This is a genomic window from Sphingomonas sp. Leaf208 (assembly GCF_001421415.1).
Classification (GTDB): domain Bacteria; phylum Pseudomonadota; class Alphaproteobacteria; order Sphingomonadales; family Sphingomonadaceae; genus Sphingomonas.
Genome location: NZ_LMKH01000001.1, coordinates 593,042 through 613,595 on the forward strand (window position 1 = coordinate 593,042; position 20,554 = coordinate 613,595).

At 65.4% G+C, this 20,554-nt stretch carries 24 protein-coding genes; 16 read left to right on the forward strand and 8 right to left on the reverse strand.

The annotated features are described in order from the left end of the window. Positions 1-35 precede the first annotated feature (35 nt). Both ASE69_RS02455 and ASE69_RS02460 read left to right on the forward strand, forming a co-directional pair. A complete protein-coding gene (locus tag ASE69_RS02455) occupies positions 36-1,295 on the forward strand; it encodes a threonine ammonia-lyase (protein ID WP_056482327.1) in 1,260 nt (419 codons plus the stop codon). A gap of 127 nt (positions 1,296-1,422) precedes the next feature. Then, positions 1,423-2,199, forward strand: coding sequence for an arginyltransferase (locus ASE69_RS02460; protein ID WP_056482329.1), 777 nt, complete (start codon positions 1,423-1,425; stop codon positions 2,197-2,199). 231 nt (positions 2,200-2,430) lie between these two features. Here ASE69_RS02460 and ASE69_RS02465 read toward each other — a convergent pair whose 3' ends face one another. The 4 genes from ASE69_RS02465 to ASE69_RS02480 form a co-directional block, all read right to left on the reverse strand. Further along, positions 2,431-3,240, reverse strand: coding sequence for a transglutaminase family protein (locus ASE69_RS02465; RefSeq protein WP_056482330.1), 810 nt, complete (start codon positions 3,238-3,240; stop codon positions 2,431-2,433). Beyond that, positions 3,240-4,175 carry an alpha-E domain-containing protein gene (locus tag ASE69_RS02470; protein ID WP_056048449.1) on the reverse strand — a complete coding sequence of 312 codons (936 nt, stop codon included), beginning with the start codon at positions 4,173-4,175 and terminating at the stop codon, positions 3,240-3,242. The genes ASE69_RS02465 and ASE69_RS02470 overlap by 1 nt, the downstream gene beginning before the upstream one ends. Then, complete coding sequence (locus ASE69_RS02475) at positions 4,175-5,695, reverse strand: circularly permuted type 2 ATP-grasp protein (RefSeq protein ID WP_056483040.1); 1,521 nt, start codon at positions 5,693-5,695, stop codon at positions 4,175-4,177. The genes ASE69_RS02470 and ASE69_RS02475 overlap by 1 nt, the downstream gene beginning before the upstream one ends. A gap of 192 nt (positions 5,696-5,887) precedes the next feature. Next, positions 5,888-7,936 carry a protein-disulfide reductase DsbD family protein gene (locus tag ASE69_RS02480; RefSeq protein ID WP_200924091.1) on the reverse strand — a complete coding sequence of 683 codons (2,049 nt, stop codon included), beginning with the start codon at positions 7,934-7,936 and terminating at the stop codon, positions 5,888-5,890. An 84-nt stretch (positions 7,937-8,020) separates the two neighbouring features. Here ASE69_RS02480 and ASE69_RS02485 point away from each other — a divergent pair, with 84 nt between their 5' ends. Continuing rightward, on the forward strand, positions 8,021-9,673 hold the full coding sequence (locus tag ASE69_RS02485; RefSeq protein WP_056482334.1) for an alkaline phosphatase family protein: 1,653 nt from the start codon (positions 8,021-8,023) through the stop codon (positions 9,671-9,673). Between the two features lie 131 nt (positions 9,674-9,804). Here ASE69_RS02485 and ASE69_RS02490 read toward each other — a convergent pair whose 3' ends face one another. Further along, on the reverse strand, positions 9,805-10,725 hold the full coding sequence (locus ASE69_RS02490) for a right-handed parallel beta-helix repeat-containing protein (protein WP_056482339.1): 921 nt from the start codon (positions 10,723-10,725) through the stop codon (positions 9,805-9,807). Positions 10,726-10,973: 248 nt separating this feature from the next. Here ASE69_RS02490 and ASE69_RS02495 point away from each other — a divergent pair, with 248 nt between their 5' ends. Next, positions 10,974-12,182: a cation:proton antiporter gene (locus tag ASE69_RS02495; RefSeq protein ID WP_056482342.1), complete on the forward strand. Its 1,209-nt coding sequence runs from the start codon at positions 10,974-10,976 to the stop codon at positions 12,180-12,182. A gap of 129 nt (positions 12,183-12,311) precedes the next feature. Here ASE69_RS02495 and pspF read toward each other — a convergent pair whose 3' ends face one another. Continuing rightward, the gene (pspF, locus tag ASE69_RS02500; protein ID WP_056482345.1) at positions 12,312-13,349 is read right to left on the reverse strand and encodes a phage shock protein operon transcriptional activator; all 1,038 of its coding nucleotides are present in this window, start codon (positions 13,347-13,349) and stop codon (positions 12,312-12,314) included. A gap of 172 nt (positions 13,350-13,521) precedes the next feature. Between pspF and ASE69_RS22480 the strand changes: the two genes are divergently transcribed. The 10 genes from ASE69_RS22480 (at position 13,522) to ASE69_RS02545 (ending at position 17,100) form a co-directional block, all read left to right on the forward strand. Further along, positions 13,522-13,665 carry a hypothetical protein gene (locus ASE69_RS22480; RefSeq protein WP_200924092.1) on the forward strand — a complete coding sequence of 48 codons (144 nt, stop codon included), beginning with the start codon at positions 13,522-13,524 and terminating at the stop codon, positions 13,663-13,665. Between the two features lie 53 nt (positions 13,666-13,718). Further along, positions 13,719-14,384 carry a phage shock protein PspA gene (pspA, locus tag ASE69_RS02505; RefSeq protein WP_056482347.1) on the forward strand — a complete coding sequence of 222 codons (666 nt, stop codon included), beginning with the start codon at positions 13,719-13,721 and terminating at the stop codon, positions 14,382-14,384. A gap of 1 nt (position 14,385) precedes the next feature. Beyond that, entirely contained in the window at positions 14,386-14,673 is a 288-nt protein-coding gene (gene pspB / locus ASE69_RS02510) for an envelope stress response membrane protein PspB (RefSeq protein ID WP_056482350.1), read from the forward strand. A gap of 1 nt (position 14,674) precedes the next feature. Beyond that, positions 14,675-15,058, forward strand: a complete 384-nt coding sequence (gene pspC / locus ASE69_RS02515) for an envelope stress response membrane protein PspC (protein WP_056482352.1) — start codon at positions 14,675-14,677, stop codon at positions 15,056-15,058. Between the two features lie 32 nt (positions 15,059-15,090). Beyond that, entirely contained in the window at positions 15,091-15,366 is a 276-nt protein-coding gene (locus ASE69_RS02520) for a hypothetical protein (RefSeq protein ID WP_056482354.1), read from the forward strand. An 11-nt stretch (positions 15,367-15,377) separates the two neighbouring features. Further along, positions 15,378-15,689 carry a hypothetical protein gene (locus ASE69_RS02525; RefSeq protein WP_056482356.1) on the forward strand — a complete coding sequence of 104 codons (312 nt, stop codon included), beginning with the start codon at positions 15,378-15,380 and terminating at the stop codon, positions 15,687-15,689. An 11-nt stretch (positions 15,690-15,700) separates the two neighbouring features. After that, positions 15,701-16,003 (forward strand): hypothetical protein, encoded by a 303-nt coding sequence (locus tag ASE69_RS02530; RefSeq protein ID WP_056482358.1) that lies wholly within the window; start codon positions 15,701-15,703, stop codon positions 16,001-16,003. After that, the gene (locus ASE69_RS02535; protein WP_056482361.1) at positions 16,000-16,248 is read left to right on the forward strand and encodes a hypothetical protein; all 249 of its coding nucleotides are present in this window, start codon (positions 16,000-16,002) and stop codon (positions 16,246-16,248) included. Before ASE69_RS02530 ends, ASE69_RS02535 begins: the two co-directional genes overlap by 4 nt. Before the next feature lie 9 nt (positions 16,249-16,257). Then, positions 16,258-16,497, forward strand: coding sequence for a hypothetical protein (locus ASE69_RS02540; protein WP_056482364.1), 240 nt, complete (start codon positions 16,258-16,260; stop codon positions 16,495-16,497). Positions 16,498-16,695: 198 nt separating this feature from the next. Further along, positions 16,696-17,100 carry a SufE family protein gene (locus ASE69_RS02545; RefSeq protein ID WP_056482366.1) on the forward strand — a complete coding sequence of 135 codons (405 nt, stop codon included), beginning with the start codon at positions 16,696-16,698 and terminating at the stop codon, positions 17,098-17,100. On the opposite strand, the gene ASE69_RS02550 is transcribed toward ASE69_RS02545, so the two are convergent. Continuing rightward, positions 17,097-17,504: a (2Fe-2S) ferredoxin domain-containing protein gene (locus ASE69_RS02550; RefSeq protein WP_321163560.1), complete on the reverse strand. Its 408-nt coding sequence runs from the start codon at positions 17,502-17,504 to the stop codon at positions 17,097-17,099. The two genes, ASE69_RS02545 and ASE69_RS02550, sit on opposite strands and share 4 nt — an antisense overlap. Next, complete coding sequence (locus ASE69_RS02555) at positions 17,501-18,040, reverse strand: J domain-containing protein (RefSeq protein ID WP_056482372.1); 540 nt, start codon at positions 18,038-18,040, stop codon at positions 17,501-17,503. Before ASE69_RS02555 ends, ASE69_RS02550 begins: the two co-directional genes overlap by 4 nt. Before the next feature lie 216 nt (positions 18,041-18,256). Between ASE69_RS02555 and ASE69_RS02560 the strand changes: the two genes are divergently transcribed. Together ASE69_RS02560 and ASE69_RS02565 are read left to right on the forward strand one after the other, a co-directional pair. Next, the gene (locus ASE69_RS02560; protein ID WP_082452774.1) at positions 18,257-19,837 is read left to right on the forward strand and encodes a SulP family inorganic anion transporter; all 1,581 of its coding nucleotides are present in this window, start codon (positions 18,257-18,259) and stop codon (positions 19,835-19,837) included. Next, positions 19,834-20,472, forward strand: a complete 639-nt coding sequence (locus tag ASE69_RS02565; protein WP_056482375.1) for a carbonic anhydrase — start codon at positions 19,834-19,836, stop codon at positions 20,470-20,472. The genes ASE69_RS02560 and ASE69_RS02565 overlap by 4 nt, the downstream gene beginning before the upstream one ends. The last annotated feature ends 82 nt before the right edge of the window (positions 20,473-20,554 follow it).

Below are 20,554 nucleotides of genomic sequence, written 5' to 3' on the forward strand. Positions count from 1 at the left end.
TTCCCATGCGCGCCAGATGGTCTAGCGGGTCGGGCATGGCTACCCACGCTGCCGTAGCGGCACCCACCCTCCCCGTCTCGATCGACGACGTCCGCGTCGCGCATGACCGGATCCGCGACTCGATCGTCCGCACGCCGACGCTGATCAGCAAGACGCTGAGCAAGATGACCGGCGCGACGGTGTATCTGAAGTTCGAAAACCTCCAGTTCACTGCGGCGTACAAGGAGCGCGGTGCGCTCAACACGCTGTTGCAGCTGTCGGCGGAAGCGCGCGCCAAGGGCGTCATCGCCGCGTCGGCGGGCAACCATGCGCAGGGCCTCGCCTATCACGCCAACCGGCTCGGCATTCCGACGACGATCGTGATGCCGACCAACACACCGACCGTGAAGGTCATGCAGACCGAGGGTCACGGCGCCAATGTCGTGCTGCACGGCGAGACGTTCGACGCGGCCTATGCCCACGCCCGTATCCTGGAGGGCGAGTGCGGCTTCACCTTCGTCCACCCGTTCGACGATCCGCGCGTCATCGCAGGGCAAGGCACCGTCGCGATCGAGATGCTGGAGGACGTGCCGCAGCTCGATACTCTGGTCATCCCGATCGGCGGCGGCGGGCTGATCTCGGGCATGTCGACGGTCGCGCGCGCGTTGAGCGAAGCGCCAGGCGGTCATCCGATCGAGGTCGTCGGCGTGCAGGCCGAGCTGTTCCCGTCGATGTACAACCGGATCAACGGCACCGACATGGCGTGCGCGGGCGATACGCTGGCCGAAGGCATCGCGGTCAAGGAGCCGGGGGCGATCACCTCGAAGATCGTCGCCGAACTGGTCGATGACATCGTCCTCGTCAGCGAGCGCAGCCTCGAGGAATCGGTCAGCCTGCTGCTGCAGATCGAGAAGACGGTGGTCGAGGGCGCAGGGGCTGCCGGGCTCGCCGCGCTGCTGTCGCATCCCGAACGGTTCGCGGGGAAGACGGTCGGCATCGTGCTGTGCGGTGGTAATATCGATACGCGGTTGCTCGCCAACGTGCTGTTGCGCGATCTGGCGCGGTCGGGTCGGCTGGCTCGGTTGCGGATCCGGTTGCAGGACAAGCCGGGTGCGCTGTTCCATGTCGCGCGGATCTTCGACCAGGAACGCGTCAACATCATCGAAATCTATCACCAGCGCGTCTTCACGACGTTACCGGCAAAGGGGCTCATCACCGACATCGAATGCGAGCTCCGCGACCGATCGCATCTCGATCGGTTGATCGGTGCGTTGCGCGCTGGCGGGTACGAGACGTCGACCGTCGAACTGGCGTAATCCCATTCTGATACGGTGATTTAGCGCGTTAACCGTCATTCGTGGTAAACCGATTGTACGTTTGCGCTGGGCGGCCATATACGAGGCGACGCGGCTAATCGCGCCTGCCTGAAGGACTTTTCGCTCGGTGACTGCGCCTTTCCGTTTCCCGCGCTTTTTCGTCACCAGCCCTGCGCCGTGCCCGTATCTGCCGGATCGTCAGGAGCGCAAGGTGTTCACCGAACTGACCGGTCCACATGCGAACGAGTTGAACGATGCGCTCGGGCGGATCGGCTTTCGCCGCAGCCAGGGCGTCGCGTATCGGCCATCTTGTGCCGGGTGCATAGCGTGCGTCTCGGTCCGCGTGGTGACCGACGAGTTCGTGCCCAACGCGACGCAGCGAAAGTTGCTGAAGCGGCTCGGCGATATCGAGGTTACCGCGTGCAAGGCGTGGGCGACCGACGAGCAGTTCCAGCTTCTGCGCCGTTACCTCGGGACGCGTCATCCGGGCGGCGGCATGGCGGGTATGGACGAGGACGACTATGCCGACATGATCGAGCATTCGCCGGTCAATTCGGTGATCGTCGAGTATCGCGAACCGTCGGTCGACGGCGTGCCGGGAGCGCTGATCGGTGCGTGCCTGACCGATCGGCAGGCGGATGGGCTGTCGATGGTCTACAGTTTCTTCGCGGCGGACGACACGGCGCGACCGGGGTTCGGTAATTTCATCATCATGGACCACATCCTGCGCGCGCGAGATGCCGGGCTGCCGTATGTGTATCTCGGCTACTGGGTGAAGGGCTCGCCGCGGATGGAATATAAGACGCGGTACCGGCCGCTGGAGGTGCTGGGGCCGGCGGGGTGGCGGCGGCTGGAGGATGCGGATCTGGCGACGCCGCCGGCGCGGGTTGCGGCGTTGGTCTGATTTGCGGCGGAGGTGGCTGCCTAGCCTGTTAGCTCACTTCAAGCCCCCCCCCCGGCGAAGGCCGGGGTCCAATTGGGAAACACCGCTAATTGAATGCAGCGCTCCATTTCGACCACCTTGCCAATCGGGCCCCGGCCTTCGCCGGGGTGGCACCCTCGAGAACTCCTGCCCCTTGTTCTCCCGCGGAGGCGGGAGCCCAGCCTGGATCCCCGCCTTCGCGGGGAAACAGTCTTAGTCCTCGCGCTGCACGACGACATCGACGTCGAGTTCCTCGCCACCTTCGCCCAACCTCGAGCCCGCCACCGGCGCAGCGCCAGCCGCATCGAGCGCCATCGCGACGCGCACGTAATGCTCCTCGGGCGACATCCCCGTGCAGGGATCGAACCCGACCCAGCCGAGCCCGTCGACGAAGGCCTCTGCCCAGCCGTGTGGCGTCGGCAGATGCACGACCTCGTGATCGTTGTGATGATAGCCCGACACGTACCGCGCCGGCGCGCCGAGCGATCGCGCGGCAACGGCGAACATCTGCGCCATGTCGCGCGGCGTGGCGCTGTCCATGCGGAACGCTGCGGCAGCCGTCCGACCGGGTTCGGGACGTCCGGCGTCGAATGCGAAGCGCTTATGGAACGCTCGGTTCAAACGGTGCAACGCGCCGATCCGATCGCGTGCGCCCTCGGCCGCATTGACCGCGAACTTGGCGATTGCCGTGTCGAGGACGGTCGCCTCAGTGGATCGCAGGTACAGCGCTGGTGGAAGCGTTTCGTGGACGCCGTGCAGGACGCCGTCGGAATGGCTGGTCAGCACCTCGCCCTTGACGGTGATCTCGATCCCGTCGACCGGCCCTTCGGCGTAGAGCATCGTCACCGCGTTGCCGAAACCGTCGCGACCGGGTCGCAGCCGCGCATCGCAATCGACGTCGATCCGCCACGACGCGACCGTCTGATCATGCGTGTTCTCGGGTGTTAGCCGGAGCATCTGCACCAAGCGACCCTGCGGCTGCGCGAAGCGGTAGATCGTGTGGTGGTCGATCGAGAGCCGCATCAGAGAAACTTGAACTGGCGGCCGATCGCGCCGTGCAGCAACGCGTTCTCGGCGATGAACGCCTGGAGATACTGGTGCAACCCGGAGGCGATGACCTCGCCCGATCGCGTCTTCGCCATCCGCGACGCACGCATCCGTGCCATCCGGTCCGCCTCGCCGTGGTTGCCGGTGCGCTTGGCGAGCAGGTTGAGTACGTCGACCGTCTCCTCGACCGACGCAGCGAGACTGCGCGGCAGTTCGGACCGCGCAAGAAGCAGGTCGATGACGTCGGCGGGACGCAAGCCGTCATTGTAGAGCCAGCGATAGGCGGTGACGGCGGACACGGTCTGAAGGATCGTCGTCCACTGATCGCGGTCGATCGCGCCGCCGAGCCGTTCACCCTCGGGCAGCAGGATGTGATATTTGACGTCGAGCAGACGCGCGGTGTTGTCCGCGCGCTCGACTGCCTGGCCGAGCCGGATGAACCACGTCGTCTGGTTGCGGAGCATGCGGTGGACCGCGCCCTCGAACCCGCGCGTCTCGTTCTTGACCGCCTCGACGAGGTTCAACTGCGAAGTCGTGCTGCCGGGCGTCGCGCGGTTCTCGAACAACAGCCATGCGCGGTTGATCGCGGTCCACGCCTCGCGGGTCAGCGCGGTGCGCACCGCCTTGGCATTGTTGCGCGCCATGTCGAGGCAGCGGACGATCGATCCTGGATGGCTTGAATCCAGCGTCAGGAACCGGACGACGTCGCGCTGCCCGATCTCGACGCCGGTCGCGGCGAAGGCCTCGTCGGTTTCGGTGACGGCCAAAGCGGATGCCCAGGCGGCGTCGCCCGAGGGTTGCGACGAGAGCACGTCGAGGCGGACGGTGGCTTCGACCAGCCGGGCGATGAAGTCGGCCCGCTCGAAATAGCGGCCGAGCCAGTAGAGCGAGGATGCGGTGCGCGACAGCATCAGGCGGTCCCGCCGGACGTCTGCGCGCCGAGGGTTTGCGTCATGCCACCCATCGTCTGGCTCATGCCGCCGGCGTTCATTCGTTGCGACTGGTCGGCCATCAAGACGAAGCTGTCCTTGGTGCCGCCGCCCTGGCTGGAATTGACCACCAGCGATCCTTCCTTGAGCGCGACGCGGGTGAGGCCGCCGGGGACGACCTGCACGCCCTTCGCGCCGCTCAGCACGAAGGGGCGGAAGTCGACGTGGCGGGGGCTGAGACCGCCTTGTGCCATCGTCGGGACGGTCGACAGGGCAAGTGTCGGTTGCGCAATGTAGCGGTGTGGCTCCGCAATGAGCGCGGCGCGAAAATCCTCGATCTCCTGTTTCGAGGCGGTCGGGCCGACCAGCATGCCGTAGCCGCCCGAACCGTCGACCAGCTTGACGACGACGTCTTCGAGGTTGTCGAGGACGAACTTCAGCGCCTGCGGTTCCCGGCAGCGCCAGGTCTCGACGTTACGCAGCTTGCACTCGCCGCCCGAGTAGAACTTCACGATGTCGGGCATGTAGCTGTAGATCGCCTTGTCGTCGGCGATGCCGTTGCCCGGCGCGTTCATGATCGCGACGTTGCCGGCGGCGTAGGCTGCGATCAGACCGGGCACGCCCAGCGCGGAGTCCGGACGGAACACGAGCGGATCGAGATAATCATCGTCGATCCGGCGATAGATCACGTCGACCTTAACCCGCCCCGCGATCGTCCGCATCCAGACGATGTCGTCGTCGACCACCAGATCGGCCGCCTCGACGAGTTCGATCCCCATCGAGTCCGCGAGGAAGCTGTGTTCGTAATAGGCGGAGTTGTAGTGGCCGGGGGTCAGCAGCACGCACGTCGGGTTGGAGCCCGTGCCATGTGGCGCGACCGACTTCATGGTCTCGAGCAGGAGGTCTGGATAGCTGTCGACTGCCGCGACCCGGAACTCGCGGAAGAGTTCGGGGCAAAGACGGAGCATCGCCTCGCGGTTTTCAAGCATGTAGCTGACGCCCGACGGCGTACGCGCATTGTCCTCGAGCACGAAGAAATCGTCGGGGCCGGTGCGGACGAGATCGATGCCGCAGATATGCGCCCATACGCCGTGCGGCGGACGGATACCGGCGATCTCGGGCCGAAACTGCGCGTTGCCGAGCACGAGGTCTTCGGGGAGGATGCCCTCCTTCAGGATGCGTCGTTCGCCGTAGATATCGTCGAGGAACGCGTTGATCGCCTCGACGCGCTGGACGAGGCCTTCGGACAACCGCGTCCATTCGTCATGCAGGAATACGCGCGGGACGATGTCGAACGGGATGATCCGCTCGGCCGCTTCATTCTCGCCGTAGACCGCGAAGGTTATGCCGAGTTGCCGGAACGTCGTCTCGGCGGCTTCCTGCCGGCGTCGCAGTTCGGCGTTGGGCGTATCCTCGATCCACTTGCCGAGAGCCGCCAGTTCGCGCCGGGCGGTCGTGTCGCCCGGTGTGCCCATGATCTCGTCGAACGCTTGTTTCCCCATCGAAACGGTCAATTCCCCATCAAGCGTTGCGGTTCCATGCTGCAACGCATCGCTGCGCTGCACAAGGTCTGAATGTGTATTTGCCCCCCTCCCTGGAAGGGAGGGGCTGGGGGTGTCGGCGTGAGGCAGGTGCTGCGCCAGCCAATGGGCCTACCCACCCCTAACCCCTCCCTTCCAGGGAGGGGAATCCTCTTAGGCTCCCAACCCTTCGAGCAGACCTGGCGTGAGAACCTGTGGGAGGACCATCGGTTCGGCGGCACTTGGTGCGTAGTAGAGATACAGCGGCACACCGGCGCGGTTGTGGGCCTGGATGAAGCGGCCCATTACCGGGTCGCCGTCGGTCCAGTCGCCGATCAGCGCGGCGACGTTGTGTTTGGCAAAGGCGTCGCGGACGCCGGTGGTGTCGATCGCCGCCTTCTCGTTGACCTTGCACGTCAGGCACCAATCGGCGGTGAAGTAGACGAACACCGGGCGCTTTTCGGCACGCAGCGAGGCGAGCTTGGCCTCGGTGAACGCCTCGTCGCCGGCGGTCGCGGTTTTGGCGGCGACCGGCGGCGCGCGCGAGATCAATACTGCGCTGCCGACGAAGATCCCCAGCAACAGCACCTGCGCGACGATGCCGAACGACTTGCCCTTGCGCTGGCGCGAGCCGCCAATCCACAGCACCGCGCCGACCGCCAGCACCGCGACCAGCGCGAGCGTCAGCGTATCCACGCCGGTCTGTCGCCCGAGCACCCAGCCGAGCGCGATCGCGGTGAGGAACATCGGCACCGACAGGATGTGGCGGAACGTCTCCATCCAGGCGCCGGGCTTTGGCAACCACCGTCGCCACGATGGGATGAACCCGATCGCGAGGAAGGGAAGCGACAAGCCGATCCCGAGCCCGCCGAACACTGCGAGTGCCGCCGGCCACGGTAACACCAGCGCCGCACCGAGTGCTGCGCCCATGAACGGCCCTGTGCACGGCGTCGCGATGAACGCGGCGAGTGCGCCCGTCGCGAACGCACCGCTTGCGCCACTCTCACCGGCAAAGCGGGGTGTCGGGACCTCGAACAGTCCGGCGAGGTTGAAGGCGATCGCAGTGCTCAGCAGCAGCAGTGCGACGATCGCGCCGGGATGCTGCAACTGGAACGCCCAGCCGACTGCGGACCCGCCGGCGCGCAACGCGAGGATCGCGCCGCCGAGACCGAGGCAGACCAGCACGACGCCCGCGGTGTAGGCCAGAGCCTCGCCGCGCGCGTCCTTCTCGCTCGCGCCACCGCGGGCGAGGCTGAGCGCCTTGAGGCTGAGGATCGGGAAGACGCAGGGCATGATGTTGAGGATCAGGCCGCCGAGCACTGCGCCGGCGAACGCGATCAGCGCGGTCAGCCAGAGGCTCTCGCCGTTCGCGCTCGTCGCGTCGCCGCCGGCCGCTTCGGCCACCGCGCCGGGCGTCGCCTTGACGCCTAGCCCCTGCCCGTCGCCGAGCCGCAGAACGCCCTCGATCGGTCCGCCAGCTTTGGCATTCGCCGCGACCTTGGTGCTGATCGTCAGGCGGTCGCCGTCACGCGTGACCGTCTGCGCCGCGCCGTTCTCGATCGCGCCGGTGGTGACCGGGAAGAAATACGCCTTTTCGATCTTCGCGCCTGCGGGGAACGGCACGGCGATCCGCATCGTCCCGTTGCTCGCCGCATAGCTCGCGCCGGCATCGAGCGGCTTGGGGATCGCCTGACGCCAGCCCGCGAACGCGGCGGCCTGCGATGGCGCGCCGTCACCGATCGTGAGGTCGAGCGACAGTGCCTTCTCTTCGGGTACGCAGATCGTCGCCGAGCAGACGAGGTAGCTCGTCTTCAGGCGGATCGGGAATTTCGTCCCTGCCGCCAGTCCCGCCGGGACCTGGATCGTCACAAGCGGCGCATACGGCGCCTCGTAGACATAGTTCATCAGCCCAGCGATCAGCAGCGTCGTTGGCACCGGCCATTCGGGCTCGTCGGCCTTCGCGCCCGGCGGCAAGGTCCAGTCGAACGTCGCCGGAAAACCCGCGTCGCCGGGATTGCGCCAATAGCCGTGCCAGCCGGCTTCGGGCGTCGTCGCCAGCGCGATCGTCAGCGGGGCGCCGGCTTTCGGGTGATCGCTCTCGGCGACCAGCTTCATCATCAGATGCTGGCTGGAGCCATTCAGCGATTCCGCAAGCGCGGGCGTGCTCGCCAGCCCGCAGATGGCCAGCAAGACCGTCATGAGGACGCAACGTAATCCGCGCATGGCAATCCTTGTTTCGTTCATCGCGCAAAGCCATAGCGGTGACCTTGTCGTATTGCACTTCAAAGCGACGGCCTCGCTCGAGGGATGTTGCTGGCTAAAGGACTGTTCGTGAAAGCACTTATCGCCGCGCTCCTGCTAACTTCGGCTTCTTCGGTCTCTGCCCAGACGGCGGCGCCCCCCGCGGCGACCCCGACGACTCCGCCGAAACTGATCGTCGCGATCTCGGTCGACCAGTTCGCCGCCGACCTGTTCCAGCAATATCGCAACCATTATACCGGCGGCTTCACGCGGCTGCTGAACGGCGCGGTGTTCCCGAGCGGGTATCAGAGCCACGCAGCAACCGAGACGTGCCCCGGCCACTCGACGATCCTGACGGGCATGCGCCCCGCGCATACCGGGATCATCGCCAACAACTGGATCGACCAGCGCGCCGGGCGGCCGGACAAGGTTGTCTATTGTTCGGAAGACGAGCGCGTCACCGGCAGCACGCACGACAGCTATACCGTGTCGGACATGCATCTGAAGGTGCCGACGCTCGGCGAGATGATGAAGGCACGCGATCCGCGGACACGCTCGGTGTCGGTCGCGGGGAAGGATCGCGCGGCGGTGATGATGGGCGGCCACAAGGTCGACGAGCTCTGGTGGTGGGACGGCAAGACCTATGCCTCCTATGCCGGCCGAGCGGTGCCGCCGGCGGTGCAGCGCACGCGCGACGCGGTCGCCGCGCTGATCGCCAAGCCGCAGGTCGCACTCCCGCTGCCCGGCTATTGCGCGGGCGTGGATCATCCGATCGTGATCGCCGGCAAGACCTATGGCCAGGGGCGCTTCGAGCGCGAGGCGGGCGATGCCAAGGGCTTCCGCGTATCGCCCGCCTCCGACGCCGCGGTGTTCGCGATGGCGGCGGCGCTGGTGCAGGACATGAAGCTCGGCAAGGGTCCGCAGACCGACATCATCGATATCGGCGCGTCGGCGACCGATTATGTCGGGCATACCTATGGCACGCAGGGCACCGAGATGTGCATCCAGATGGCGCAGCTCGACAAGACGCTCGGTGATTTCTTCGCGGTGATGGACGAGACCGGCGTCGACTACGAGGTCGTGCTGACCGCGGATCACGGCGCGCACGACGCGACCGAACGCCAGCAACAGCGCGCGATGCCGATGGAGGCGCACATGGACGAGAACGTGCTCGCCAAGCAGGTCGGCACCGCGATCGCCAAGGACATGGGGCTGCCGGGTAGTGTGCTGCTCGGGACCGAAGGCGACGTCTATATCGACGACACGCTGCCGGCGAAGACGCAAGCGAAGGTGCTTGCCGAGGCGCTGCGCCGGTATCGGGCGATGCCGCAGATTGCGGGTGCGTACTCCGCCGCCGAGATCATGGCGACGCCGATGGCGAAGTCTCCGCCCGAGACGTGGACGCTGATCGAGCGGGCGCGGGCGTCGTTCTATCCCGAGCGGTCGGGGCAGATGGTGGTGCTGCTGAAGCCGCGCGTGACGACGATCGTGTCGCCGGCGGGGGGCTATGTAGAGACGCACGGGTCGCCGTGGGATTACGACCGCCGCGTGCCGATCCTGTTCTGGCGCAAGGGGATGACCGGGTTCGAGCAGCCGCTGTCCGTGGAGACGGTGGATATCGTGCCGACCTTGGCGGCGACGATCGGGTTGCCGGTTAGCGGGTTGGACGGGCGGTGCCTGGATCTCGATCCGGGGGCTGCGAGCACCTGCGCTAACTGAGCGCCGCGCACCTTCATTGCAAAGCATGTTCTCCCGCGAAGGCGGGAGTCCAGTCTGGGCTCCCGCCTTCGCGGGAGAACAAGCTTTTTGGGGCGTACTACCTCGAACGATCGCTCCGACCAGCGTGCAAGCTACCGCGTCTCGAACGCCCGTAACCCGGTGCCCAGCCGGTTCGCGCCCAGCGCGAGCTTGTCGTGGCTGTAGTCCGCTAGGAACGCCGGGTTGCTGCCATCCCCAGGCGACAGTCGTGCGTCGTTCCCCTCGACCCGCAACCCGGTCGAGGGGTACGTCTGCGCCTCCGCCGCGACGACAATCAGACCGGTGTGGTTCTCCTTGTTGCGCCCCTGCACGAAGGTGTTGCGCGCGATCAGGCCGGTGGCGCCTTCGGGGAGGTCGATCATGTAGTTGGTCTTCTTTCCCGCGGTATCGTCGAAGCTGTTGTCGGTGATCGACACGGTGGGCACGCGGAGCTTGACGTAATGGCCGCCGGTACCGCGCTCGAACCGCGAGTTGGTGATCGTCACGCTGCCCTTGTTGGCGAGGTAGATCGCGTGCGAACAGCCCGGCGATTCGTCGCACTGGCCGAGCCCGGCGAAGGTGGAATGGTCGATCAGGATCTTCTGCGCAGTCGGTTCGCCGCCGAGGATACCTTCCTGGCTGTCGAGGAACATCGCGTTGGTGACGGTCAGGTCGCCCATCTCGGTGCGGATGCCGGCGCCGTTGCCGTCCGACACGCGGTAGCCGCGGAAGACGAGGCCATCAACGACCGAGCCCTGCCCGCGCAGGACCAGCGCGGCCTTGTCCTCGCAGGCGACCTTCTCGAAGATCGCGGTGCCGGGCTTGACCGCCTTGAAGGTGATGTGGCCGCCGGCCTGCACCGCGCATTGCCGGTAGGTGCCGGGCGCGATCAGGATCGTCGCGGTGCCCAGCCGGATCGACGAGACCGCCTCCTGCAGCGTCGCGAACCCCTGCCCGTTGACGGTGAACGGCGCCGAGCTCAGCGCGAACGCGGGAGCGGCGAACAGCGCGAGGGCGAGCAACGATCGTTTCATCCGAGATCCTCTTCGTTCCGCAGCGGTGGCCCGCCGGCGATATCGGTTTCCTGATCGCACGGAACGTCGCGCCTCGACCAGTCTGTCCGCCGCGCTTTGTCGACACCTGTCCCGTTATGAAGCATTGGAAAGAATGAACCGGGATGGGTCGATCCCGATGTCCGCATATTGCCGTGCCCGCGCTGAACGCATAATACCGCTACCGTAACAAAGCCGGCGGGGGGAACCGATCGGCGCGGGGGATTCACATGCACGCCATGACGCCGACGGAGGTCTTCCTCCTCGCGATACTCATCATCTTCACCGTGCCGTATCTGGTGTGGCGGCTCGGGCGGACGGATTACTGGGCGCCGCTGGTGGTGGTGCAGATCTTCGGCGGCATCCTGCTCGGGCCGGGCGTGCTCGGCGCAGCATATCCCGACTATTACGCGACCGTTTTCACGCCCGCGACCTTGGGCTCGCTGAACGGCATCGCCTGGTGGGCGGTGATGATGTTCGTGTGGGTCGCCGGTATCGAACTCGATCTCGGCGAGGCCTGGAAGCGGCGCGGCGAGACCGGCGTGACGGCGGGCCTCGCGCTCGCGGTGCCGCTCATTACCGGCAGCATCGCGGCGGTGTTGATGTTGCGCTACCCAGGGTGGCGTGGGCCGGACGGTGCGACGTGGCAGGTCGTGCTAGGCATCGGCATGGCTTGCGCGGTCACCGCGCTGCCGATCCTTGTGCTGTTCCTCGAAAAGCTCGACGTGCTGCGCGAGCCGATCGGGCAGCGGATCCTGCGTTATGCGAGCCTCGACGACATCGCGATCTGGGGCGTGCTGGCGCTGATCCTGCTCGATTGGGAGCGGGTCGGGCGGCAGGGTGGTTTCCTGGTCGGGTTTGCGGTCGCGACGCTGATCGTGCGCAAACTGATGGCGCGGATCGAGGAGCGCGATCGCTGGTATGTCAGCCTGATCTGGCTCGCGGGCTGCGGGTTCGCAGCGGATTGGGCGGGGCTGCACTTCATGGTCGGTGCGTTCCTGTCGGGCGCGGTGCTCGATTCGAAATGGTTCACGACCGCGAAGATGGACCAGTTCCGTCACTTCGTGCTGCTCGCGGTGATGCCGGTGTTCTTCCTGTCGACCGGGCTGAAGACGCAGTGGGCGGTCGGCGGTTACGCGGTGTTCGGTGCGGCGGCGTTGTTGCTGGTCGCCTCGGTAGGCGGCAAGCTGGCCGGGGTCCACGCCGCCGGGCGGATCCTGAAGTGGCGGCCGGGCGAGGCTTCGGCGATCGGATGGCTGTTGCAGACCAAGGCGCTAATCATGATCATCTTCGTCAACATCCTGCTGGATAAGAAGATCATTACGAATGAGACGTTCACTGCGCTGCTGCTGATGGCGCTGGCGAGCACGATGCTGACGGTGCCGGTGGTTGCGCCGAAGTTGAAGAAGCTGGTGGGGTTGGTGGGGAAGAGCGGGTGACGCTTTTCTTCCCCCCTCCCTGGAAGGGAGGGGTTGGGGGTGGGTCGGCCTGCTCGTGCCGCCGACTTTGCCCGATGCGGAAGCCTACCCACCCCCGGCCCCTCCCTTTCAGGGAGGGGGGAAGAAGGCTTAGCCGCCCGCGTTAAGCAGGTCGTGGCGTTTCAGGGCGTGGCGAAGTTGGTCGTAGCTCAGGCCTAGCGCCTCGGCAGTGGCGCGCTGGTTGAAGCGGTGTTCCGACAGCGCTCGGGAGAGCAGGTCGCGTTCGAAGCGGGATACGCGGGACTTGAAGTCCGAGGGGCCTTCTTCGCACGCGACGACCGGGTCCTCGCCTTCATCCGGTTCGGCCGCGCGCGGAGCCACCACGATAGGCTTTGGCGCGGTCGACGCGCCCGGCCGGTGTGGCGACTGGAACGGGTCGATCTCGATCGCATCGATTGGCCCCGCTTGTTCCCAACGATACACCGCCCGCTCGACGACGTTGCGGAGCTCGCGGACGTTGCCCGGCCAGCGATAGGCGATGAGTGCGTCCATCGCCGCCGGGCCGAAACCCTCCCAGCGTTCGCGACCCAGTTCCGACGCCATCCGCCGGCCGAAATGCTCTGCCAGCACCACCACGTCCCCGGTCCGCGCGCGCAGAGGCGGCAACGTCACCACCTCGAACGACAACCGGTCGAGCAGATCGGCGCGGAACTCGTGGCGGTCGACCTTGTCGGGGAGATGCTCGTTGGTCGCAGCGACGATCCGCACGTCGACGCGCATCGGCCGCGACGAGCCGATCCTGGTGATTTCGCCATATTCGACTGCGCGCAGCAGGCGGTCCTGCGCGGCCATCGACAGCGTGCCGAGTTCGTCGAGGAACAGCGTGCCGCCATCGGCCTCCTCGAACCGCCCTACCCGCGCCTTGGTCGCGCCGGTGAACGCGCCAGCCTCATGCCCGAACAATTCCGCCTCGATCAGCGTCTCGGGCAGCGCCGCGCAGTTCATGATGACCAAAGGCTGATCCCACCGCGGCGACAGGCGGTGGAGGCGTTCGGCGACCAGTTCCTTGCCCGTGCCGCGCTCGCCGATTACCAGTACCGGACGGTCAAGCGCCGCCGCCCGCGATGCGCGTTCGAGCGCGGCCATGAACGTGCCGGACTCGCCGATGACCTGGGTTGTTCGCTCCATGACGAAGATGTGGCGCGAATTCCCAACTCTTGGCAAGCTTCCGCCACGCCCCGAACACCTGAAATCGCGCAAACCCCTGCAATTCCGCCATTTTCGAAACTGGCACGAGAGATGCAATGCTTCAGGCAACCCGCCGAATAGCGGAACCAACCATCCTTAAAGGGGACCCACCATGTTCAACACCAACATCGCCCGCACCGTCGCCGCTACCCTCTGCACCATCGTTGTCAGCGCAACCTGCGTCCTCGGCGCAGTCGGCCCAGCGATCGCAACCAACGTAACGCCCATCGCGGTCCATACCGCACTCGTGGCATAAGACCCCGACGGACTCGCTAAGAGCCTCGGGCCGACCCCTGGAGTAGGATTTACATGGGCATCTTTTCCCGCACCCGCGACATCGTCGCCGCCAACTTCGCCGATCTCATCGAGAAGGCCGAAGACCCGTCGAAGATGATCCGCATGATCATCCTCGAGATGGAGGAAACGCTGGTCGAGGTTCGCGCCTCCGCTGCGCGCACCATCGCCGACCAGAAGGAGATGCGCCGCCATATCTCGAAGCTGGAGCAGCTTCAGGACAACTGGACCGAGAAGGCCGAGCTGGCGCTGAGCAAGGACCGCGAGGACCTCGCCAAGGCCGCCCTGGTCGAGCGCCAGAAGGCGTTCGACATGGCCGAGCAGTTGAAGGCCGAGGTCGGCGTGCTCGACGACGCACTTCGCGCTTCGGAAGAGGACATCGCCAAGCTCCAGACCAAGCTCCGGGAGGCGCGCACCAAGCAGAACGCGGTGCAGACCCGGCTGGAGAGCGCGAACAATCGCACCCGGCTGCGCGAGATGTACAACGGGCCGAAGACGCACGAGGCGTTCAGCCGCTTCGACATCCTCGACCGCCGCGTCGACGAGGCCGAGGGCCGCGCGGACGCGATGGGGCTCGGGGTCGTCAAGACGCTCGAAGAGGAGATCGCCGAGCTGCGCAGCGACGACAAGGTCAACGCCCAGCTCGCCGCGCTCAAGGCGCGCATGAAGAAGGACGACTGAGATGGATGACCTGACCCCCGTTCTCGTCTGCGCGGTCCTCTTCATTGGGCTGCCGTGGGTGATCCTGCACTACATCACCAAGTGGAAGCAGGCGCCGCGGATCACCGAGGAAGACGAAAAGCTGCTGGACGAGATGCAGGCCTTGGCCCGCCGCCTCGAGGACCGCGTGATGACCGTCGAACGGATCATCGCCGCCGACAATCCCGACTGGAAGCCGGGTCTCGGTACCACGCAATCGCCGTATCTATCGGACCTTCAGTCCGACCGCACTTCTGATCGGAGGAACTGAGATGTCCGGCAGCCGCACACAGTTTTACCTCGATAAGCAGAACGCCAAGTGGAAGGGCGTCTGCGCCGGGATCGCCGACTATACCGGCGTCGACGCGCTCTTCGTCCGTGTCGGCATGGTCGTCCTGACGCTAGCTGGGGGCTTTCCCTGGACGCTGCTGGCCTATTGGATGGTCGCCTGGATGGGTCATGCCAAGCCGATCGGCCTGTACGAGACGCCCGACGACGCGAAGTTCTGGCAGGGCGTCCGCTCGAACCCGAAGCGCTCGACCGCCGAGGTCCGCAGCAAGTTCCGCGACATCGACCGCCGCCTCGCCGACATCGAGACGCACTATACCAGCCGCTCAAGCAACAGCCTCGCGGCAGAGATCGACAGCCTGCGCTGAGACGCTGCGTCGATCCAAAAGGGGGAAATACCATGCCACCAGAAGCAGCACTGATACTGGGTATCATAGTTGGCACGCTGGCAACGCTGACGATCCAGGCATTTGGTCGGCGCAAGGCGCGGATCGCGGTCAAGGCCGCGAACCGGGATGCGGAACGCAGCATCGCGCTGCTCGACAGCGAGAACGAGCGCCGCACCGGCCAGATCGACCGCTTGCAGGAGCGGATCCAGGTCCTCGAACGGATCACCACCGATCCCGCCGAGCGCACCGCCCGCGAAATCGAGGCGCTTCGCCTCCAGCCGAACTGAGGGGATACGATATGAATTGGGCAGGACCTGGGTTCGTGATCGCGATCATCGCCATCACCACCATCGGCTGGATCGCGAACAACTGGATCCGTACCAAGCACGGCTATCCGCCGAGCGACGACTGGGGCAACTCGATGAGCTGGGGCGGCGGGCACAAGCAGGACCCGGCGGGTGATCGCAAGGTTGAACTGCTCAGCAGCGAGAATGAGCGCCTCACCGGTCAGGTTTCCCGCCTCGAGGAGCGGATCGCGGTCCTCGAACGCATCGCTACCGATCCCGCCGAGCGCACCGCTCGCGAGATCGACGCCCTCCGCGACCGCTGAGGACGGGGATCATGAACAATTTCACGATCTTCCTGCTCGTCTTCATCGTGATCGGCCTTCCGGTCATCCTCGGGATTGCCAGCAGCGTCTTCAAGGACTGGATAAAGCACAAAGAGCGGATGGCGACCGCGCTCAATGCGCAGACCGCCGAAAAGTCCGCGCAATATGCGGCGCACACCGAACGCCTGGAACAGCGGGTACGGGTGTTGGAACGGATCGTCACCGACCGGGGCATCGCGCTCTCGACCGAGATCGAGCAGCTCCGCGACCAACGCTTACTCAATCAGACTATATCGCAGGAGACAGGATCATGAATGGTGGACAGGTGATGGTCGTGATGATCGTCCTGATCGTGATGATCGCTGGCATCGTCAAATCGCGGCACAAGAGCGGGCGACGTGCCGAGGGCACGTCATTGATGAACGATCCCGAGGCGGCGCGGCTGCGCGACGAGGTGCAGCAGATGAAGGAGCGCATCCAGGTGCTGGAGCGCGTGATCACCGACAACCACAAGAGCGTCGATCTCGACCGAGAGATCGAACGGCTCCGCGACCGCTAGGAGGCGGACATGATCGAACCGAACGTCTACATCACCCTGGCGCTGGCGAGCCTTGCAGGGCTGGCGATGATCGTCGCCGGTGGATTAGCCGGATGGCGCGGATGGCTCTCGCTGCGGCGGATGGAGCTGGATCACATGCAGGACGGCCGCATGCCGGTCGCGGTGTCGACCGGATCGCGGATCGAGATCGCGGATCTGAAGGAGCGGATCAAGAAGCTTGAGGCGATCGCCGCCGGGGTGGATCTTTAGGGCTTTTGAGGGGCGAACCACCCCGGCGGAGGCCGGGGCCCAGTTGAAAAGGTGGCTATAACGGAGGACCGCACTTCGCCATCGCCGTCCCTCAACTGGGCCCCGGCCTTCGCCGGGGTGGTGGTATTCGAGGATACGCGCTCCTGTTTTGTCCCCCCGGTGTTGAAGCGCCTACGCCGAACCGCTACCGACCGGCCCATGGCCACTCTCACCGACATTCGCGAGGAATACGACTTCCTCGAACCCGACGATCGTTACCGTCTTTTGATCGACCTCGGCAAAGAGCTCGAACCGATGCCGGATGCGCTGAAGACCGATGCGACATTGGTGCGGGGATGTTCGGCTTCGGTGTGGGTGTATCCGACCACGACCGATGACGGCCGGCTTCATTTCCTAGCGGATTCGAATGCGGCAATTACCAAGGGGATCATCGCTCTGGTTCTGCTGACGGTGCAGGACCAGGCTCCCGGCCAGATCGTCGCGACGGATATCAACGCGGAACTGGCGCCGTTCGATTTGAGCAAGCAGTTAAGCTCGAACCGGACTCAAGGGATCCCGAACATGATTGCGCTGATCCGGGAGACAGCCGAGCGGTACGCTTAAAACCGTGCCCTCACCCTTCCCACGGCCAAGTGGCCGCGGGCCCCTTCCCTCTCCCCTGAGGGGAGAGGGAGAGACGACGGAGGCGGCGAGGGTGAGGGCACGCTGGCGGGTTCGCTGAGCGTAGCGACAACCTCGTCGGCATCGGCACCCGCAGGCACAAGCATCCACCGGTCCGGCCGAGCCCCGTCGACCATCACCACCGCGTTCTTCGGGCACACGCCAAGACACTTCACCTCGACCACGCCGCGATCCGACTTGCGGTCCTTCTTGACGCCAAGTGCCTGACGCAACAGCTTCACCAGCGGCGTCCGGCCCTTTTCGCCAAACCCACCATCGAGCTTCTTCGAACACTTGCCGCAGACCAGAACGCTTCCCTGCCAGCGACTGGCGAGGACCCGGATCACGCCGGTTTCCACGTCCGCTGGTCTTCGGCCATCTTCAGAACCTCGTACGCTGCCTGCACGCCCTGGAACCGCTTCGCCGCGTCCTTATCGTTCGGGCGCACATCCGGATGATTCGCCTTCGCCATCCGCCGCCACGCCGCGCGGACGTCCTCGAACGTCGCGTCGGGCTCCAGATCGAGCACTTCCAGCGCGCGCATCTCGTCGCGCGATCGGCTGCCGTCGCCAGAGCCGGCCCAGGCGTAATGTTTGGGATCGGTATAGCCGTCCGCGGTGCGCGTCTCAGCCGCTTCGCGCTCGGCCGCTTCCTCGGCGCTCAGGCCTTCGAAATAATTCCAGCCGCGATTATATTCGCCGGCATGGTTCATGCAGAAATACCAGCGGTCGGGGCTGTTCGGCGATTTCGGCGCCGGGCAGTTGCCGGGCTCGTTGCAGCCATGCCGATCGCACAGCCGGACGGTCACCGCCTCGGTGCTCGCGCCATATTCGCGCCAGCGCGGAAAACCCCAGTCTGAAGATCGTGTCGTGCTTCGAGCCATAGCGGTCCGAGATAGGCGTCCCCACGGACAACGCAACCGCACGTAGCGGTCGCGACGTAAACTTGCCCGATCCGACAATCTTCCGCGTCGCAACATTCCAACTTGAGTCAGACACCGTTCATCGATTACTAAACATGAATTATTTGTCATGTGGCATGGATAGATGCGTCCGGTGCGGACGTATTCCCGGCCGACACCTTAAGGACAGGAGCCCTGGTGCCGACTCTCATTCCAAAGCTTACCACATGGCGTGCGGATCTTCCCGCCTCCATCGTCGTCGCGCTCGTCGCGCTGCCCCTCTGTCTCGGCGTCGCGCTCGCCTCCGGGGCGCCACTGTTCGCCGGCATCATATCGGGCATCGTCGGCGGTATCGCGGTCGGCCTGTTCTCCAAATCGCCGCTGTCGGTCAGCGGCCCCGCCGCCGGCCTGACGGTGATCGTGCTGACCGCGATCGAGAGCATGCCGAGCTACCAGATGTTCCTGATGGCGGTCGTCCTCGCGGGCGTTCTGCAGATCTGCTTCTCACTGACCCGCGCCGGCATCCTCAGCGAATTCGTGCCGTCGTCGGTCATCACCGGCATGCTCGCGGCGATTGGCCTAATCCTCATCCTCAAGCAGATCCCCCACGCCGTCGGCTTCGACCGCGAGGCCGAGGGCATCTTCGAATTCACCACCGCGAACGGCATCAACACCTTCTCGCGGATTCTCGACAGCCTCGGTGCAGCCGTGACTCCCGGCGCGATCCTGATCGCCTCGGTCAGCCTTGCCTTCCTATTCTGGTGGGACGGCGCCAAGCCGAAGGACGGCCCGTTGCGCTTCGTCCCCGGCCCGCTGGTGGTCGTGCTGATCGGCATCTTCGGCAACATGCTGCTCGGCGTCGTGAAGCCGGACTGGCAGTTGCAGGCGACGCACCTTGTCCAGGTGCCGATCACGCAGACATTGTCGCAATTCCCGTCGCTGTTCACCTTTCCCGATTTCTCCGGGATCACGATGGGCATCGTCTGGAGCAGCGCGGTCACGCTCGCGATCGTCGCGAGCCTTGAATCGCTGCTGAGCGTCAAGGCAGTCGACGAGATCGATCCGCGCCGTCGCTCGACCGACAAGAACTGGGAATTGATGGCGCAGGGCGGCGGCAACATCCTGTCCGGGCTGATCGGCGGCCTGCCCGTCACCTCGGTGATCGTGCGTTCGTCCGCCAACGTCGATGCCAAGGCCGAGAGCAAGCTGTCGACGATCCTCCACGGCTTCTGGCTGCTGGTCAGCGTCGCGCTGATCCCCGCGGTGCTCAACCTGATTCCGCTGTCGGCGCTCGCCGCGGTGCTGATCGCAACCGGCTACAAGCTGACCAAGCCGAAGCTCTATACCGAGCGCTTCAAGCAAGGCTGGACGCAGTTCATTCCGTTCGTCGTCACGGTCGCGGCGATCCTGTTCACCGACCTGCTCGAGGGCATCGTCATCGGCCTTGCCGTCGGCTTCGTGTTCGTCGTCGCGCGCAACTTCCGCACTGCGATCACCTTTGCCTGCGACGACGAGGATTGCCTCGTCCGTGCCCGCCGTAACCTGTACTTCATCCATAAATACGAGTTGCAGAAGTCGCTCGCCAAGGTGCCCGACAATGCGAACCTGCTGATCGACCTGTCGTCGACCAGCTATGTCGATCTCGACAACGTCGACATCATCAACGCGTTCATCAAGGGCGCGCAGTATCGCGGCATCACCGTGCTTATCCGCGGCGATCTCGCGATGCGCACGGTCAAGCTGATCAACGCCCCCCAGACCGAGGTCCGTTTCGCATGAGGCAGTACAAGCAGCTCCTGCTCGCCAACAAGGCGTGGGCGGCCGAGATCATCGAGGAGAGCGCCGACTTCTTCCAGCGCCAGCTGGTCGGCCAGAACCCGGAGTTCCTGTGGATCGGCTGTTCGGACAGCCGCGTCGGGCCCGAGCAGATGACGATGACGCCACCCGGCAACATGTTCATCCACCGCAACATCGCCAACCTCGTCAACGACGACGACATGAACCTGATGTCGGTGCTGCAATATGCGATCGACGTGCTCGGCGTGCGGCACATCATCATCTGCGGCCATTATGCGTGTGGCGGCATCCGCGCGACGCTGGACGGCGGCACCACCGGGCCGGTCGACGACTGGCTCTCCACCGCGCGCTGCGTCTTGCACGACCATGCCGACGAGATCGACGCGCAGCCCGACCGTGGGCAGAAGGTCAACCGGCTGGTCGAGGTCAATGTCCGCGACCAACTCGTCCGCCTTGCGCGTACCAAGACGATCCAGGGCGCGTTCGCGCGCGGCCAGGAAGTGCTGCTGCACGGCTGGGTCTACGACATCCGCGACGGGCTGATCAAACCGATGATGGAGATCGATTCGACGACCGTGCTCGAAGAGGTCGGTCGGCCGGACAAGGTGCTGGTTTAAGCGAGCGCTGCCTGCCTTCTTGGTTCCCCGCGAGGGTGGGGAACCAGCCTGGGCTCCCGCCTTCGCGGGAGAACAAGAACGG

Coding starts and splice junctions, on each gene's coding strand:
- ASE69_RS02465 (WP_056482330.1), bottom strand. CDS start 3,240: ATGCGGCTCTCGATCGACCACCACACGATCTACCGCTTCGCGCAGCCG.
- pspB (WP_056482350.1), top strand. CDS start 14,386: ATGGATGACCTGACCCCCGTTCTCGTCTGCGCGGTCCTCTTCATTGGG.
- ASE69_RS02545 (WP_056482366.1), top strand. CDS start 16,696: ATGGCCACTCTCACCGACATTCGCGAGGAATACGACTTCCTCGAACCC.
- ASE69_RS02480 (WP_200924091.1), bottom strand. CDS start 7,936: ATGCGCGGATTACGTTGCGTCCTCATGACGGTCTTGCTGGCCATCTGC.
- ASE69_RS02530 (WP_056482358.1), top strand. CDS start 15,701: ATGAACAATTTCACGATCTTCCTGCTCGTCTTCATCGTGATCGGCCTT.
- ASE69_RS02490 (WP_056482339.1), bottom strand. CDS start 10,725: ATGAAACGATCGTTGCTCGCCCTCGCGCTGTTCGCCGCTCCCGCGTTC.
- ASE69_RS02485 (WP_056482334.1), top strand. CDS start 8,021: ATGTTGCTGGCTAAAGGACTGTTCGTGAAAGCACTTATCGCCGCGCTC.
- ASE69_RS02455 (WP_056482327.1), top strand. CDS start 36: ATGGCTACCCACGCTGCCGTAGCGGCACCCACCCTCCCCGTCTCGATC.
- pspC (WP_056482352.1), top strand. CDS start 14,675: ATGTCCGGCAGCCGCACACAGTTTTACCTCGATAAGCAGAACGCCAAG.
- ASE69_RS02470 (WP_056048449.1), bottom strand. CDS start 4,175: ATGCTGTCGCGCACCGCATCCTCGCTCTACTGGCTCGGCCGCTATTTC.
- ASE69_RS02525 (WP_056482356.1), top strand. CDS start 15,378: ATGAATTGGGCAGGACCTGGGTTCGTGATCGCGATCATCGCCATCACC.
- ASE69_RS02520 (WP_056482354.1), top strand. CDS start 15,091: ATGCCACCAGAAGCAGCACTGATACTGGGTATCATAGTTGGCACGCTG.
- ASE69_RS02565 (WP_056482375.1), top strand. CDS start 19,834: ATGAGGCAGTACAAGCAGCTCCTGCTCGCCAACAAGGCGTGGGCGGCC.
- ASE69_RS02555 (WP_056482372.1), bottom strand. CDS start 18,040: ATGGCTCGAAGCACGACACGATCTTCAGACTGGGGTTTTCCGCGCTGG.
- pspA (WP_056482347.1), top strand. CDS start 13,719: ATGGGCATCTTTTCCCGCACCCGCGACATCGTCGCCGCCAACTTCGCC.
- ASE69_RS02495 (WP_056482342.1), top strand. CDS start 10,974: ATGCACGCCATGACGCCGACGGAGGTCTTCCTCCTCGCGATACTCATC.
- ASE69_RS02535 (WP_056482361.1), top strand. CDS start 16,000: ATGAATGGTGGACAGGTGATGGTCGTGATGATCGTCCTGATCGTGATG.
- ASE69_RS02475 (WP_056483040.1), bottom strand. CDS start 5,695: ATGGGGAAACAAGCGTTCGACGAGATCATGGGCACACCGGGCGACACG.
- ASE69_RS22480 (WP_200924092.1), top strand. CDS start 13,522: ATGTTCAACACCAACATCGCCCGCACCGTCGCCGCTACCCTCTGCACC.
- pspF (WP_056482345.1), bottom strand. CDS start 13,349: ATGGAGCGAACAACCCAGGTCATCGGCGAGTCCGGCACGTTCATGGCC.
- ASE69_RS02540 (WP_056482364.1), top strand. CDS start 16,258: ATGATCGAACCGAACGTCTACATCACCCTGGCGCTGGCGAGCCTTGCA.